This window comes from Chitinophaga niastensis (genome assembly GCF_003014755.1).
GTDB lineage: Bacteria > Bacteroidota > Bacteroidia > Chitinophagales > Chitinophagaceae > Chitinophaga > Chitinophaga niastensis.
In genome coordinates this window covers 615,176-630,569 of record NZ_PYAW01000001.1, presented here as the reverse complement: position 1 = coordinate 630,569, position 15,394 = coordinate 615,176, and the positions used below count along the sequence as shown (strand labels likewise).

11 protein-coding genes are annotated in these 15,394 nt (G+C 43.2%); 6 read left to right on the top strand and 5 right to left on the bottom strand.

Going from position 1 to position 15,394, the window contains the following annotated elements; genetic code table 11:
• The first annotated feature begins 364 nt into the window (after positions 1–364).
• Complete coding sequence (gene typA / locus CLV51_RS02675; RefSeq protein WP_106526459.1) at positions 365–2,173, top strand: translational GTPase TypA; 1,809 nt, start codon at positions 365–367, stop codon at positions 2,171–2,173.
• Positions 2,174–2,512: 339 nt separating this feature from the next.
• Here the strand turns inward: typA and recA are convergent, their stop codons facing one another.
• The 5 genes from recA to CLV51_RS02650 all read right to left on the bottom strand — a co-directional run bounded on the left by recA (position 2,513) and on the right by CLV51_RS02650 (position 7,544).
• Positions 2,513–3,520 (bottom strand): recombinase RecA, encoded by a 1,008-nt coding sequence (gene recA, locus CLV51_RS02670; protein ID WP_106526458.1) that lies wholly within the window; start codon positions 3,518–3,520, stop codon positions 2,513–2,515.
• A 595-nt stretch (positions 3,521–4,115) separates the two neighbouring features.
• On the bottom strand, positions 4,116–4,811 hold the full coding sequence (locus CLV51_RS02665; protein WP_106526457.1) for a hypothetical protein: 696 nt from the start codon (positions 4,809–4,811) through the stop codon (positions 4,116–4,118).
• 10 nt (positions 4,812–4,821) lie between these two features.
• Complete coding sequence (rpoN, locus tag CLV51_RS02660; RefSeq protein ID WP_106526456.1) at positions 4,822–6,309, bottom strand: RNA polymerase factor sigma-54; 1,488 nt, start codon at positions 6,307–6,309, stop codon at positions 4,822–4,824.
• 108 nt (positions 6,310–6,417) lie between these two features.
• Positions 6,418–7,017, bottom strand: coding sequence for a ribonuclease HII (locus tag CLV51_RS02655; RefSeq protein WP_106527563.1), 600 nt, complete (start codon positions 7,015–7,017; stop codon positions 6,418–6,420).
• Positions 7,018–7,088: 71 nt separating this feature from the next.
• Positions 7,089–7,544: a hypothetical protein gene (locus tag CLV51_RS02650; RefSeq protein ID WP_106526455.1), complete on the bottom strand. Its 456-nt coding sequence runs from the start codon at positions 7,542–7,544 to the stop codon at positions 7,089–7,091.
• A gap of 201 nt (positions 7,545–7,745) precedes the next feature.
• Between CLV51_RS02650 and CLV51_RS02645 the strand changes: the two genes are divergently transcribed.
• From CLV51_RS02645 to CLV51_RS02625, 5 genes are all read left to right on the top strand, one after another.
• Complete coding sequence (locus CLV51_RS02645; protein WP_106526454.1) at positions 7,746–9,908, top strand: S46 family peptidase; 2,163 nt, start codon at positions 7,746–7,748, stop codon at positions 9,906–9,908.
• 237 nt (positions 9,909–10,145) lie between these two features.
• On the top strand, positions 10,146–11,324 hold the full coding sequence (locus CLV51_RS02640) for a porin (RefSeq protein ID WP_106526453.1): 1,179 nt from the start codon (positions 10,146–10,148) through the stop codon (positions 11,322–11,324).
• 15 nt (positions 11,325–11,339) lie between these two features.
• Positions 11,340–12,770 carry an anion permease gene (locus tag CLV51_RS02635; protein ID WP_106526452.1) on the top strand — a complete coding sequence of 477 codons (1,431 nt, stop codon included), beginning with the start codon at positions 11,340–11,342 and terminating at the stop codon, positions 12,768–12,770.
• A gap of 23 nt (positions 12,771–12,793) precedes the next feature.
• Positions 12,794–13,462 carry a succinate dehydrogenase cytochrome b subunit gene (locus CLV51_RS02630; RefSeq protein ID WP_106526451.1) on the top strand — a complete coding sequence of 223 codons (669 nt, stop codon included), beginning with the start codon at positions 12,794–12,796 and terminating at the stop codon, positions 13,460–13,462.
• 6 nt (positions 13,463–13,468) lie between these two features.
• Positions 13,469–15,379, top strand: a complete 1,911-nt coding sequence (locus CLV51_RS02625; RefSeq protein ID WP_211301929.1) for a fumarate reductase/succinate dehydrogenase flavoprotein subunit — start codon at positions 13,469–13,471, stop codon at positions 15,377–15,379.
• Positions 15,380–15,394: the final 15 nt, after the last annotated feature.

The following is a 15,394-nucleotide window of genomic DNA, read 5'->3' as shown; positions in this document are numbered from 1 at the left end:
GTATTAAGGCAACATAATATTCTGGGTTGGTATTTGCTGTGTTTTGGTATAGTTATAATTAAAGGAGAGATACGATGGCCGGCTGGTATAATTTCTTTTTCCCGGGAGATGGATTATGCTGATTAAAGGCAGGGGTGGCTAAAACCAGCGCCACAAAACTATTTGGTTGCAATATTAGGTTATAACTAATTGTAAAACAATGACAATCAGTCTGTTAGGAATGGTGTATTTCAAGTGACCAAATGATTACATTTATTTAAAACGTGAACCCTTCATTCTCGCTAGCTTTTCGTACCTTTGCGCCTTCTTTTTGTAGCTATTAGCGTAAATTTTGTTAATGGCTGATAGCTAAAGACATAAGTATATGAACATTCGTAATATCGCAATTATTGCACACGTAGACCATGGTAAAACTACTTTGGTTGACAAAATCCTTCATCAAGCTAATGTATTCCGGGCTAACCAGGAATCAGGAGAACTGATCATGGATAGTAACGATCTTGAAAGAGAGCGTGGTATCACCATATTCAGCAAGAACGCTTCTGTTGAGTACAAGGGAACCAAAATCAATGTGATTGATACTCCAGGCCACGCCGACTTTGGTGGTGAGGTTGAGCGGGTATTGAAAATGGCTGATGGTGTTATCTTGTTGGTGGATGCTTTTGAAGGCCCTATGCCACAAACCCGTTTTGTGTTGCAGAAAGCTTTACAGCTGAACCTGAAACCTATTGTTGTTATCAACAAGGTGGACAAGGCTAACTGTCGTCCTGACGAAGTACATGACGCGGTTTTTGAATTGTTCTTTAACCTGGATGCAACAGAAGAGCAGCTGAACTTCCCGACTTTTTATGGCTCCGGTAAAAATGGCTGGTTCAACAGTTCATTAGAACAGAGCGAAGATATTACTCCACTGATGGATGGTATCCTGGAATTTGTTCCGGAACCTAAAACACCAGATGGTAACCTGCAGATGCAAATCACTTCCCTGGATTATTCTTCTTTCCTGGGTCGTATTGCAGTAGGTAAAGTAGCGCGTGCTTCCATTGAAGAAAACCAGTGGATTATGTTAATGCAGGCAGATGGTACCAACAAAAAGCAGAAAGTGCGTGAGTTGTACATATTTGAAGCATTAGGTAAGAGAAGAGTAACTAAAGTATTTGCCGGTGATATTTGTGCTGTAGTAGGTATTGAAGACTTTAACATCGGTGATACTATTGCTGATGCAGAAGAACCAGAAGCATTACCAGTGATCAGTGTAGATGAGCCAACCATGAACATGCTGTTTGGTATCAACAACTCACCGTTCTATGGTAAAGATGGTAAATTCGTTACTTCCCGTCACTTACGTGATCGTTTGATGAAAGAAACTGAAAAGAACCTGGCACTGCGTGTTACGGATTCTGAAAATGCTGATAGCTTCATGGTTTATGGCCGTGGTATCCTGCACTTAGGTATCTTGATTGAAACCATGCGTCGTGAAGGTTATGAGTTGACTGTTGGTCAGCCTCAGGTAATTGTGAAGATGGTTGATGGCAAAAAATGCGAACCATACGAAATACTCGTGGTAGATGTTCCGCAGGATTTTGCGAGCAAGGTGATTGACCTGGTAACCCGTCGTAAAGGTGAAATGATGATCATGGAAACCAAGGGTGAAATGCAACACCTGGAATTTGAAATTCCTGCCCGTGGTTTGATTGGTTTGCGTACACAGATGCTGACCGCTACTGCTGGTGAAGCTGTAATGGCACATCGCTTTAATGATTATAAACCATGGAAAGGTGCTATCCCAGGCCGTAACAACGGTGTGCTGATTGCCAAAGAAGCTGGTACTACTACCGGTTACTCATTGGACAAGCTGCAGGATAGAGGATCTTTCTTTGTTGATCCGGGAGAAGAAGTATACAAGGGTATGATCATTGGCGAAACTAATAAGCCAGGCGATCTCGTTGTAAACCCGAATGAAGGTAAGAAACTGACCAACATGCGTGCGAGCGGAACCGATGGTGCTGCTAACATTGCACCTAAGATCCTGATGACACTGGAAGAATGTATGGAGTACATCCAGCATGATGAGTGTATCGAGGTTACGCCTAACTTTATCCGCATGCGTAAAACCATTCTGGACGAAGAAGAACGTAAGAGATCAGCTAAGGGTATGAAAGCAGAAGCTTAATGATTTTAAGATAACTAGTAAAAGAGAAGCCGCTCCATTTAAATGGGGCGGCTTCTCTTTTCTATTAAATATTTTGTGCTGTGTTCAAATTGGGCAAGGGTAATGCTGTAAAGCTATTCCTTCGGTTGACATTGTGTTATTAGTTAGGTTGTCCTTGTATTGCAGTGATAATCCTTACACAATGTGTGGAAAATGTACACGCAAAAAAATCCCCGCCCAGGATAAGGCAGGGATGCGCATACTAACCCAATGCTTACTAAAACTAAAACTAACTTCTATGTATATTTAATACAATGTTTTAATTCAACACTTATTCAAAATTCAATCGAAAAACAACAACTAAGCTTCCTGTTTTTCTATAATTTTTACTTTGATCTTTGCTTCTATTTCTGCTGCCAGCTCAGGATTATCGTTCAGCAGTTGTTTTACTGCATCGCGGCCCTGTCCAAGTTTGGTGGTATCGTAGCTAAACCAGCTACCACTCTTCTGCACAACACCATATTCAACACCCATGTCAATAACTTCACCCATTTTAGAGATACCCTGTCCATAGATGATATCGAATTCAGCCTGACGGAAAGGAGGAGCTACTTTATTTTTTACCACTTTTACTTTAACACGGTTACCTACTGCTTCATCGCCATCTTTGATCTGGCTCATACGGCGTATATCCAATCTCACAGATGCGTAGAATTTTAACGCGTTACCACCGGTAGTGGTTTCTGGGTTTCCAAACATAACGCCTATCTTTTCACGCAACTGGTTAATGAATATGCAGCAACAGTTTGTTTTGGAAATGGTAGCGGTTAATTTACGCAGCGCCTGTGACATCAAACGAGCCTGTAAGCCCATTTTACTTTCACCCATTTCTCCTTCCAGCTCAGCTTTAGGTACCAGTGCTGCTACGGAGTCAATCACTACTACATCTACTGCACCGGAGAGGATCAGACGATCTGCTATTTCCAGCGCCTGTTCACCGTGATCCGGTTGAGATATTAACAGGGAATCAACATCAACTCCCAATCTTCTTGCATAGCTGCTGTCAAAAGCATGCTCCGCATCTATAATAGCGCAAATACCGCCCTTTTTCTGTGCTTCTGCTATAGTATGTATTGCAACGGTTGTTTTACCAGAAGATTCCGGACCATATATCTCTATGATTCTTCCTTTCGGTAAACCACCAATTCCAAGTGCAATATCAAGTCCTAAAGAACCGGTAGAAATAATCTCCATTGGTGCTTCTGCTTTCTCACCCATCATCATCACAGATCCCTTACCGAAATCCTTCTCTATTTTGTCCATTGTGAGGCGCAGGGCCTTCAGTTTTTCTGCATTGGCTGTAGACATATTAATTAGTATTTTTTACAAATTTAAAAGATAGCAAATCATAAACAGAATGCAAATCACAATTGGATTGCTAAGTTATGATCTAATTTTTTATTTTCCTAAATATTTTAGCAATTTCTTTTAAATGCTAAATAAACTAGTATTCTGCTGCTCCTCTCTTTTACTCCTGATCCAATCCTATGCGAATATTTTTAAGGGTTAACCCGCAATGGCATAACAAAGATGCTAATCCATTACGCATTGAATGTGCGTAACAATAAATCTTTAAAAAAAATTATGCCGGGCGAAATATGAGAATTCTACTGCATTTTTAAAAAGCGTAGTTATACGCTTGAGTATCAAGATAGAATGTTTGACTTTTGCAGAGTCAAGTTTAGTTGTTGAGAGTTAACCCCTACTGTTTGTTAGTTGTTTGTTAGCCTGCCTTGCGGCCTTTGCATCCATGTTAACGGAAGTACGAGTGAAGCGGTCCAGGTTAAACCCCAAAATTTTTTTATTCGCCATTCTATATTCTTTGTTCCCTTTTCCTTGTTGCGTTCATTTGTAAGAGACAAATAACGAACAAGGAATAGGGAATTTAGAATGGTGAAACTTTTTATTTAACCAATATCCAGCACGCAGCCAGCTGCGACAGGATACCAATGAGAAAGCCAATATAAATCTCACGCGGAGTATGAGCCTCCAGCACAAGACGCGCCGTAGCAACTATAGCCGCTACAAAAAATGTGATTACCAGCGGAACAGACACATTCATATGCATCCCCCACATTAATGACAGTAAAAAGCCAATCACACCACCCCAGCCTACCGTATGCATGCTGGTTTTTATAAAATTATTGGATACAAAAGAGATAGAGATAGAAAGAAATACACCCAGAAAAAAGGCTGTATAAAACTTGGGCGCCCGTCCTTCCTGGAAAAAAGTATAGAATGCCCAAAAATAATAAGTAATCATCGCTACGTACGGAATGATCCGGTCACGTTGCGTTTTCATATATACAGAAGAAATAAATCCCAGTGCTTTTGCCAGAAAAACAGAAAGTAGTGGAAAACCTACACTAATAATAACCACCCTGATATACAGCATATCAAATGCAAAACGTTTGCTCTGCACCTTAAATGCCACCATGTATTCGGGAATAGATTCCAGTACCAGGAAGGTAACCAGCACAGGAATAAATAGCGGATGTGTGAGATAAGAAATCACCTGCGCGATTGATCTCATAACAGGAGAAAACTCCGGCTTCATATGTAAATGTCCGTCCCGGTCCAGTACTGCTTGTTCTTGCATGGTGTAATTCTTATAATTCTTTACGTAAACGGGCCACCGGAATATTCAGCTGCTCCCTGTATTTTGCCACCGTACGGCGCGCAATGTTGTAACCTTTGTCCTGCAGCATTTTAGTCAGATTCTCATCACTGAGCGGCTTCCGCTTATTTTCTGCTTCTATGAGATCAGACAAAATTTTCTTCACTTCCCTGGTAGATACTTCTTCACCACTATCTGTTGATAAAGATTCAGAGAAGAAAAATTTCAGCTTGAAAGTGCCGAACTCCGTTTGTACATATTTACTGTTGGCTACACGGCTCACAGTGGATATATCCAGTTGTGTACGGTCTGCAATATCCTTCAGGATCATGGGTTTCATGGTGGTTTCATCACCGGTGAGGAAAAACTCCCGTTGATAATCCATGATTGATTCCATGGTGGATAACAAAGTATGTTGTCGCTGTTTAATGGCATCTATGAACCATTTAGCCGCGTCAATTTTTTGTTTGATGAACAATACTGCTTCCTTCTGCCGCTTATCTTTCTTATCTCCGCGATCATATTCTTTCAGCATTTCCCGGTAGCCGCCGGAAATACGGAGGTCCGGTGCATTGCGGGAATTGAGGGTGAGCTCCAGTTTGCCGGCATTATTTAAAATAAAGAAGTCAGGAAGTACATAACTCTCCGCCTTATTAAGGGTGGCAAAATTACCTCCCGGTTTAGGTGTCAGCTTAATAATCTGTGTGATAGACTCCTTCAGCGCTTCATCGGTGAGGCTCAGTGCCTTCTGTATCTTTTCGTAATGTTTCTTGGTAAACTCGTCGAAATAATTCTCGAGGATCAGGTAAGCAGTATGCACGCCGGGATCATCCTGTGATTTACGTTTTAACTGTAACAACAAACATTCTTTCAGATCAGTAGCACATACACCGGCAGGGTCAAAGTCCTGGATCTTTTTGATCAGCTCCCGCAGCTCATCTTCTGTAGTATCTATATTCTGGGAAAAAGACAAATCATCTACCATAGAGCTGATCTCTCTGCGCAGATAACCATCATCGTCAATGCTACCAATAATATGTTGTGCAATGGCATTCTGATGGTCGTCCAGCTCCAGCATTCCCAGCTGGCTCAGTAAGTGTTCATGAAAAGATGTTTCTACTCTGATCGGGATGGTTTTGTTGCTTTCATCCGGATCCGGGTAGTTATCATCCCGCAGCTTATAATCTGCTACATCATCATCTCCCTCACTCACATATTCAGAAATATCTATATTGTCATATTCGTTCTCGCTACCATCCGGTTCAAATTCTTCCTCTTCCGCGGGCGTTTCAAACTCTTCCTGCTCTTTAAATTCTTCATCGTTAGACTCTTCACCGTATTCCAGCGCAGGATTCTCCTCCAGTTCTTCTTTAATCCTTTCTTCCAGGTTGACAGTAGGTACCTGCAGCAATTTCATGAGCTGAATTTGCTGGGGTGAAAGCTTCTGTAATAATTTTTGCTGTTGTGTCTGCTTTAACATAATCGTTCCCTATGAGGGCAAAATTAATAAGTATAAGGTTAACCAGGCTCTTAGGCTTTAGCTGTTAGCATTTAGTTAACTGCTAATGCCTAACTGCTAATTGCTTTTTCACAGTTCTAATTCCAATTGTTCCGGCAACAGGCGGAATGTTTTCCGGTGGTAGGGCGTATCGCCAAACTCCCGAATGGCATTACGGTGCTGTTTCGTAGGGTATCCTTTATTCACATCCCAGCCAAAATGAGGATATACAGCATGTAATTGCTGCATATATTCATCCCGGTATGTTTTGGCCAGAACAGAAGCCGCTGCAATGGAAGCATATTTACCATCCCCCTGTATAATACAGGCGTGTGGCGTGTTCCCATATGCATAAAAGCGATTACCATCTACCAGTATGAATTCAGGTTGCTGATGCAGCTGCTCCAATGCCAGGTGCATGGCCTTGAAGGAAGCTTTTAATATATTTATCTTGTCTATTTCTACATTATCCACACTCGCTACAGCAAAGCACAAAGCTTTTTTCTCTATCACTGTTCTCAGCTTATCCCTGTCTGATGCCTTCATTTGTTTTGAGTCATTCAGCAACGGATGCTTGAATTTTGGTGGTAATATCACCGCCGCAGCAAACACCGGGCCTGCCAGGCACCCTCTTCCGGCTTCATCGCAGCCAGCCTCCACTAATAATTCCTGATAATAAGAAAGTAGCAAATTCAAATCTATTAAGCCGGGTAAAATTACAAGAATAAAGTTCAAGGAACAAAGAATGTGGAATTTTGAAGTTATTCCACACTATTCCCGGAATCCTTCTTAAACAGATCTCTAAAATCCTGCTTGAAATTGGTCCATTCTTTATCCGACTTTTTCATCAGCTGATCTGCCGCTTCGCGGGTACTGTCCCACGTTTCGGCACTGCTGTTCTTCACGTCTTTCATTTTTTTGTTCATCTCCGCTTTCAGTGATTCCAGCTTTCTACGGGCGGCATCACTCTTTTCACTGCCTTCTTTTTTCAGTTCAGCAGTGGTTTGGTCTATTTCCTTAATCCGCTCGCTGATAGCGTCTTCGGCCTGTTTTTTTTGTTCTGTAAGATAATCACCGGCATTGTTAGCCGCAGATTTAATATCATCTCCCACCTTTTCCACACCTTCTTTTATTTCTTCTTTCTTTTCTTTCCGGGTATTCTTTTCATTGCAGGCGAAAAACGCGGCAAGGCCCATTAACAAGAATATTTTTTTCATGATCGCACAGATTTTTTTCGCTGAGTAAAATTGTGGCATAGCCTACAAACAGCCACCCCCTTTATCAAAACATATTCCAGTTTTCTGTTCAATGCGGAATAATAAAAAAAATGTTCCAAATAAGCCGTTAATCCTTATCCCTGCACCCGGTAACGAAAAAATAGCTAGGTTTGAGGTCCTTAAAAACAAAACCTGATTAATATGAGAAAAAAATTAGTGGTTTTACTCTTGTTGCTTAGCGTAAGTATAAAATGGGCTAAAGCAGACGAGGGCATGTGGTTGCCTTATTTGTTAGGGCAGCAGGCGTACAATGACATGGTAAAGAAGGGGTTGAAGCTGACCAAAGAACAGTTGTACAGCATTAATAAAGCATCTCTGAAAGATGCGATTGTTATCTTCGGTGGTGGCTGTACCGGCGAAATTGTGAGCAATGAAGGGCTGATCTTTACCAATCACCACTGCGGATATGGCGCCATTGCCGCTGCCAGCTCAGTAGCGCATAATTATCTTAAAAATGGTTTCTACGCAAAAAACAAACAGGAAGAAATTACATCTTCCCAGCTGTCCGTTCAATTCCTGGTAAGAGTAGAGGACGTTACCAAACAAGTGGAAGAAACGCTGAAAGGTTTGGATGGCGCTGCAAGAGCACAGAAAGAACAACAGGTTTACAGCGATATTATTACTAAAGCAATTGCTAATACAGGCTACGAAGCCAAAGTACTGCCTATGTTCAAAGGCAATCAGTACCTCTTATTTGTGTATGAGCGTTATAAAGATATCCGCCTGGTAGGTGCGCCTCCTGAAAGTGTGGGTAAATTTGGTGGCGACACTGATAACTGGGAATGGCCCCGCCATACCGGTGATTTTTCTATCTTCCGTGTATATACCGGTAAAGATGGTAAACCCGCTCAATATGCGGCCGACAACGTTCCTTTAAAACCTAAACATTTCCTGCCGGTATCTATCAAAGGCGTAAAGGAAAATGATTATGCCATGATCTTTGGTTATCCTGGTGGTACTAACCGCTATGAAACTTCTTATGGCGTACAGTTGAAAACTACTGTGGAAAACCCATCTGTGGTGAATCTGCGTGATGTAAGACTGAAAGCAATGTTTGAACAGATGAAGAAAGATCCGGCTGTTAAATTACAACTGGCGTCTTCTTATGCTGGTATTGCTAACTACTGGAAATTTTTTGACGGCGAAACCAAACAGCTGGAAAAGCACGGTGTGCTGGCTGACAAACAAAAACAGGAAGCTGCTTTTGTTAAATGGGCACAGGGTAAACCTGAATTTGCCAGTATCTTCAACGATTATGAGGCCGCCTATAAAGCATGGGCGCCATATACAAAACAACGCATTTACCTCAACGAAGGCGTGTTAGGCTCTCCGGTAGCAGCTTTTGCGGCATCTTTAATAGGTGTGGAAAAAGCACTGGTAACACCAGGTGCGGCTAAAGATGCAGCTAAACTGGCTGTAGATGCAGCTGACAAAGCGCGCAAAACTTTCCTTGAAAGTGAAAACAAACCAAGCGATCAAAAAATACTGGCCGCTACCTGCCATATGTTTTACACAGATATCTCTAAAGATCAGCAGCCTATTGGTTTTTATGAGGCACTGAAAACAAAATATGGTAGTCTTGATGAAGAGAACACTTACCGCACCTGGGCTGCAGGCCTGATGGCTAATACCATCATCTTTGACGACGCCAAATGGAAAGCTTTCGTATCAAATCCGGATGCAGTAACGCTGCAGAACGATCCGGCATTTGCTTATGCCAGCACATTCCTCAAAAACTATACTGGTAAATATCTCCCTTTATACAGTCAGTTCAATGCTAAGAACAATGATCTTGGCCGTGCTTACCTGAAAGGAGTAATCCAAATGACACCTAATGCAAACAGGTATCCTGATGCAAACTTCACCATGCGGTTATCTTATGGTCAGGTGAAACCATACGCTCCACGCGATGCAGTAAACTACGATTACGTAACTACCATGAAAGGTGTGATTGAGAAATATGTTCCGGGTGATTATGAATTTGATCTCCCTGAAAACTATTTAGACCTGTACAAGAAGAAAGATTTTGGTCAGTATAAAGATGCTAAACGTAACGATATCGTAGTAGGCTTTATTACTACCAATGATATCACGGGTGGTAACTCCGGCTCTCCGGTAATCAATGCTAACGGCGAATTGATTGGTCTGGCTTTCGATGGTAACTACGAAGCGCTGAGCCACAAAATTCAGTTTGACTCCGAATACAACCGTACTATCTGTGTAGATGTGCGTTATGTATTGTGGTGTATTGAAAAACTGGGCGGTGCTAAAAATATTATTAATGAGCTGAAGCTGGTAAAATAAGCCACGAATAAGCTTTTGAAGGTCCCGTTCCGGCTTTGCCGGAGCGGGATTTTTTTTGTCTTACCCAGGATTATGCTGATTAAAATGATTATGCTGATTATTTTCTAATAACAAAATCAGTGTAATCATTTTAATCAGCATAATCCTGGGTAAGACAAAACATTTTCCTGCCGCATGATGTTATTTGGATAAGTAGCCCGTTCCAATCGCTTATTCAGAATCACATAACAACCGTGCATGCATAAACGAAGTTTACTCCTTTTTGCCGCCTTCGTATTTATCTTTTGCCATACAGGCAATGCTTATGCCTGGCAATTGAATGTTCCCGTAAAAGATAGTACTGTTAAGGATTCTGCCATACAGAAAGTTGCCGGATTTTTAAAAAAGATAACGCTGGGAGGTGTTTTCCAGGCCCGTTATACCGTTTCACTGAACAGGGAGGTGGATGTGAATGGTGTACATCAACCCAATGCAGAGGAGGTAGTGCGTAATAGCTTTAGTCTGAAACGTGCGCGCCTACAGGTAAAGGCGCAGGTGAGCGATCGCTTTATGGCTGCGGTGCTGGTGAATCTGGCTGATTTCGCCAGCGACCCTAAAGGCAAAGTGCTGGAAAATGCATTTATCTCGTATCGCTGGAATGATGCCATCAATTTCACAGTGGGACAGTTCCGGCCGTCTTTTGGATTAGAAGATCTTTATCCTGTAGATATCATTCAGTCGATGGATTTCTCGAATCAGTATTATGCCTTTGGCAATAACGGCTGGCAAAGCTTTCAGGTGGGGGTATCGATGTTTGGTTCGTTTAATAAAGAGCGTAAGGTTCCCATGAAATACGCCCTCTCTGTGGTAAATGGAAATAACCGCAACCAACCTGCTGATAACGATAATGGCAAACTGGGTACCGGCCGGCTGGAATTCGGCAATATGAATAAAATAGCAGTGGGACTCAATGGCGGCTATGGTGCTGTAAAGCGTCAGAGCGTGTATGCGTTGGGGGTAGATGTTTCCGGTGTTATTCCGCTGGCGCCAAAATGGGACCTGCAGCTGCAAACAGAATATAAACAGGGCAACAATCATCAGTATTATTACGCCATACCAGATAGTTTGCGTAAAGAACCGTTGAGTAAATACATCATGAATGGTATTTATGTATTACCCAATTTCCGCTATAAAATAAGTTACCACAAACTTACTTCCATTGAGTTTTCTATGCGGTATGAATATTTTAATGAAGATGAAAAGCATGATGGAAATATGCGCCAGACCTATATTCCCATGATCAGCCTTGCTTTTCTGAAAGATTATGGTGGCCGCGTACAGTTAGGAATGCAAATAGATCAGTACAACAAAGATATTCCCGGTACAAAAACACATAACAGCAACCTGATGATTGTTCAGGTGCAATGCAGACTTTAAAAAATTGCAGCCAGTATGAAAGAGATCAAATATCCGCAACTGTTAATTACTGTGGCTTTTGGCCTGGTCATCTGGTTTATACCGGAGCCTGCAGGTGTAAAACCGGAAGCCTGGCATTTGCTGGCTATTTTCCTGGCCACTATCCTGGGCATTATTATGAAGGCGGCTACTATGGGCACGATGTCTATGATGGCTATTACGCTGGTCGCACTTACCGGAGTACTGGCACCGGGTAATCCCGGTAAGTCTATAACCCTCGCCCTTAGCAGCTTTGGGGATAAAGTGATCTGGCTGATCGGGATTTCTTTTTTTATTGCCCGCGGATTTATCAAAACAGGACTGGGCAAACGTATTGCCTATCTTTTTATCCGTGTGTTTGGGCGTAGTTCGCTTGGATTAGCCTATGGGCTTGGTTTGGCAGATCTGGTACTGGCACCGGCCGTGCCCAGTAATACTGCCAGGGGAGGAGGCATTATCTATCCCATCATGAAATCTATGGCCATGAACTTTGGCTCTGTTCCGGAAGACCCTGCCACACATCGTAAGCTGGGTGGGTATCTTACCCTGAGCAGCTATAATATGAACCTTATCACTTCTTCGATGTTCTTAACAGGAACAGCTAGTAATCCTATGTGTCAGAAGTTCGCGGAAAATATGGGGATTGATATTTCCTGGATGTCGTGGTTTACAGCGGCTATAGTACCTGCTATAGTCTCCATTATTGCCGTTCCTTATATTCTTTATAAGATTTATCCTCCCGAACTGAAATCTACCGGTGATGCACCTGCCATGGCAGCTGAGAAACTAAAGGAAATGGGACCGGTACACAAAAATGAATGGCTGATGCTACTGGCTTTTGTCATTCTTTTATTCCTGTGGATTACGGGAGATTTATTTGGAATAGATGCTACTACCACTGCTTTAATCGGGCTGGTTTTTCTGTTGTTATCGCAGGTGCTCACCTGGGAGGATGTGAAGTCTGAAAAAGGAGCATGGGACACGATTGTATGGTTTTCTGCATTGGTAATGATGGCAAGTTTTCTCAATACATTAGGCTTTATTCCCTGGTTCAGCGACGTTATCAAACAGCAGGTGGGTGGTATGAAATGGACGGTCGCTTTCCCCATTATTGTGCTGGTGTATTTTTATAGTCATTACATTTTTGCCAGCGCTACAGCACACGTGGCAGCTATGTATTCCGCATTTCTGGGAGTAGGCATTTCTGTGGGTATACCAGGAACGTTGCTGGCGCTGGTATTGGGCTTTTGCGGTGGTATATTCGGAACACTTACACATTATGGACACGGACCCGCACCCGTGTTTTTTGGTAGCACCTATGTGGACCTGAAAGATTGGTGGAAATGTGGTTTTGTTTTAAGTATCGTCTTTCTCCTTATCTGGATGGGCATTGGCGGTGGATGGTGGAAAGTATTAGGTATCTGGTAATGCATTGCTAAAAAAAGATTGTTATGGGGCAACGGAAGCAACAAACATTGTCCAGGAAAAACTGGATGGCATTTACAGGATTGTTCCTGTGCTCTTTCCTGGTAATACATCTGCTGGGAAATTTGCAGCTGTTCCTGCCGGATGAAAAGGCGCATCAACAGTTCAATGCGTACTCTCACTTGCTGTCCGGCAATATCCTTATCAAAATTATTTCCTACGTATTGTACGCGAGTATCGTTGCACATGTGGTGTATGCTGTTATCATAACGGTAACGAATAAACGTGCAGGTGGTATTAAGTATCACTATGACCGCAGAGGGGCTGTGAGCAAGTGGTATAGCCGCAATATGGGATTGCTGGGCACTGTCATTTTTATTTTCCTGGTGATACATCTGCGCGACTTTTGGTACATCTATAAATTCGGACAACTTCCATTGGATGCGCAGGGCAATAAGGACTTGTATACATTGGTGGTGGCTGTTTACAGCGAGTTATGGTATGTAGTGATATATGTGATTTGTATGATAGCGCTCTGCTATCATCTGCTGCACGGATTTTTCAGCGCCGCAAGAACGTTAGGCGTGTATCATCCGCGATATGCACAATGGATCAGAGTTTTTGGTTGGGCATATAGTATTGGTATCTGTGCCGGGTTTGCGGCGATACCGGTGTATGTTCATTTCTTAAAATAGATGATTATGCTGGATGCTAAAATACCGGACGGACCACTGGAAGAAAAGTGGAATCATTACAAGGCACATGCAAAACTGGTGAATCCTGCCAATCGTAAAAAGCTGGATGTGATAGTAGTAGGAGCCGGGCTGGCAGGTAGTTCTATAGCGGCTTCACTGGGAGAAATGGGATACAGGGTGAAGAGCTTTTGTTTTCAGGATACACCGCGCCGCGCACATTCTGTGGCCGCGCAGGGAGGGGTAAATGCCTGTAAGAATTACAAAAATGATGGCGACAGTGTATATCGCATGTTTTATGATACCATTAAGGGTGGCGACTTTCGCGCCCGCGAAGGGAATGTATACCGGTTGGCAGAATGTAGTGCTAACCTCATAGATCAGGCCGTGGCACAGGGTGTGCCATTTGGCCGGGAGTATGGCGGGTATCTGAACAACCGTTCTTTTGGTGGCGTGCAGGTGTCCAGAACTTTTTATGCACGCGGACAAACCGGGCAACAGCTGCTGCTGGGCGCTTACCAGGCATTAATGCGGCAGGTAGGTGCAGGGGCAGTACAATTGTTTGCGCGCCATGAAATGCTGGATTTGGTGGTAGTAGATGGCAAAGCGCGGGGTATCATAGTGCGTAACATGGATACCGGCGAAATTGAGCGTCATGGCGCTCACGCGGTGGTATTGGCTACCGGTGGATTTGGTAAGATCTATTACCTGTCCACATTGGCGATGGGCTGCAATGGCTCTGCTATCTGGCGTGCACACAAACGAGGTGCTTATATGGCCAGCCCCAGCTGGACGCAGATACATCCTACCAGCTTACCACAATCCGGCGAATACCAGTCAAAGCTGACGCTGATGTCTGAATCATTGCGCAACGATGGCCGCATCTGGGTACCGAAGCATAAAGGTGAACAGCGTTTACCGAACCAGGTTCCGGAAGAGGAAAGAGATTATTACCTGGAGCGTCGTTATCCTGCATTTGGTAATTTATCTCCCCGTGATATTGCTTCCCGCGCTGCCAAAGAGCGTATAGATGCAGGTTACGGCGTAGGCCCACTAAAAAATGGGGTATATCTCGATTTTTCAAAGGCGATTAAAGATCAGGGAGAGGATAAGATCAGGAAGAAGTACGGGAATCTCTTTCGCATGTACGAAAAAATGACCGGTGTAAATGCTTACCAGGAGCCCATGCGGATATCACCGTCTGCGCATTTTTCCATGGGAGGGCTGTGGGTGGATTATGAATTGATGACTACCATTCCGGGACTATTTGCATTGGGAGAAGCTAATTTTGCGGATCACGGCGCCAATCGTTTGGGCGCCAACTCCTTATTACAGGCGAGTATTGACGGCTACTTCATTGCACCTTACACCATGGCCAATTATCTGGCAGATGAAATTAAAACAGGCCCCATAGATATTCGTCATGCAGCTTTTGCAGCAGCAGAAGAAACAGTGCAAACGCAATTGCGGCACCTGCTAGCCATTCAGGGAAATTTAGGGGCTGATTATTTTCATAAGACACTCGGTAAAATTTTGTACGATAAATGCGGCTTAACGCGTTCCCGTGAAGGATTGGAGGCCGCCATCAAAGAGATCACTGCTTTGCGGGAACAGTTTTATCAACACTTATATGTGCCCGGAGGTTATGCCATTAACAGTGAGCTGGAAAAAGCGGGTCGTGTAGCAGATTACCTGGAGTTGGGAGAGCTGATGTGTTATGATGCGCTTACGCGCAATGAATCCTGTGGCGCTCATTTTCGTGTGGAGTATCAGACACCGGATGGAGAGGCGATGCGTAATGATCAGGACTTTTCTTTTATCTCTGCGTGGGAGTGGGCGGGAGTCAATAAAACACCGCAATTGCACAAGGAGCCTTTGCACTTTGAATTTGTGACACCTACTGTAAGAAGCTACAAGTAACTTAAACTAACGTGT

Excerpts from the sequence above, each read along its gene's own strand:
- CLV51_RS02640 (WP_106526453.1), top strand. The coding sequence starts at position 10,146 with ATGCATAAACGAAGTTTACTCCTTTTTGCCGCCTTCGTATTTATCTTT.
- CLV51_RS02625 (WP_211301929.1), top strand. The coding sequence starts at position 13,469 with ATGCTGGATGCTAAAATACCGGACGGACCACTGGAAGAAAAGTGGAAT.
- CLV51_RS02650 (WP_106526455.1), bottom strand. The coding sequence starts at position 7,544 with ATGAAAAAAATATTCTTGTTAATGGGCCTTGCCGCGTTTTTCGCCTGC.
- CLV51_RS02665 (WP_106526457.1), bottom strand. The coding sequence starts at position 4,811 with ATGCAAGAACAAGCAGTACTGGACCGGGACGGACATTTACATATGAAG.
- CLV51_RS02630 (WP_106526451.1), top strand. The coding sequence starts at position 12,794 with ATGGGGCAACGGAAGCAACAAACATTGTCCAGGAAAAACTGGATGGCA.
- CLV51_RS02645 (WP_106526454.1), top strand. The coding sequence starts at position 7,746 with ATGAGAAAAAAATTAGTGGTTTTACTCTTGTTGCTTAGCGTAAGTATA.
- rpoN (WP_106526456.1), bottom strand. The coding sequence starts at position 6,309 with ATGTTAAAGCAGACACAACAGCAAAAATTATTACAGAAGCTTTCACCC.
- recA (WP_106526458.1), bottom strand. The coding sequence starts at position 3,520 with ATGTCTACAGCCAATGCAGAAAAACTGAAGGCCCTGCGCCTCACAATG.
- CLV51_RS02635 (WP_106526452.1), top strand. The coding sequence starts at position 11,340 with ATGAAAGAGATCAAATATCCGCAACTGTTAATTACTGTGGCTTTTGGC.
- typA (WP_106526459.1), top strand. The coding sequence starts at position 365 with ATGAACATTCGTAATATCGCAATTATTGCACACGTAGACCATGGTAAA.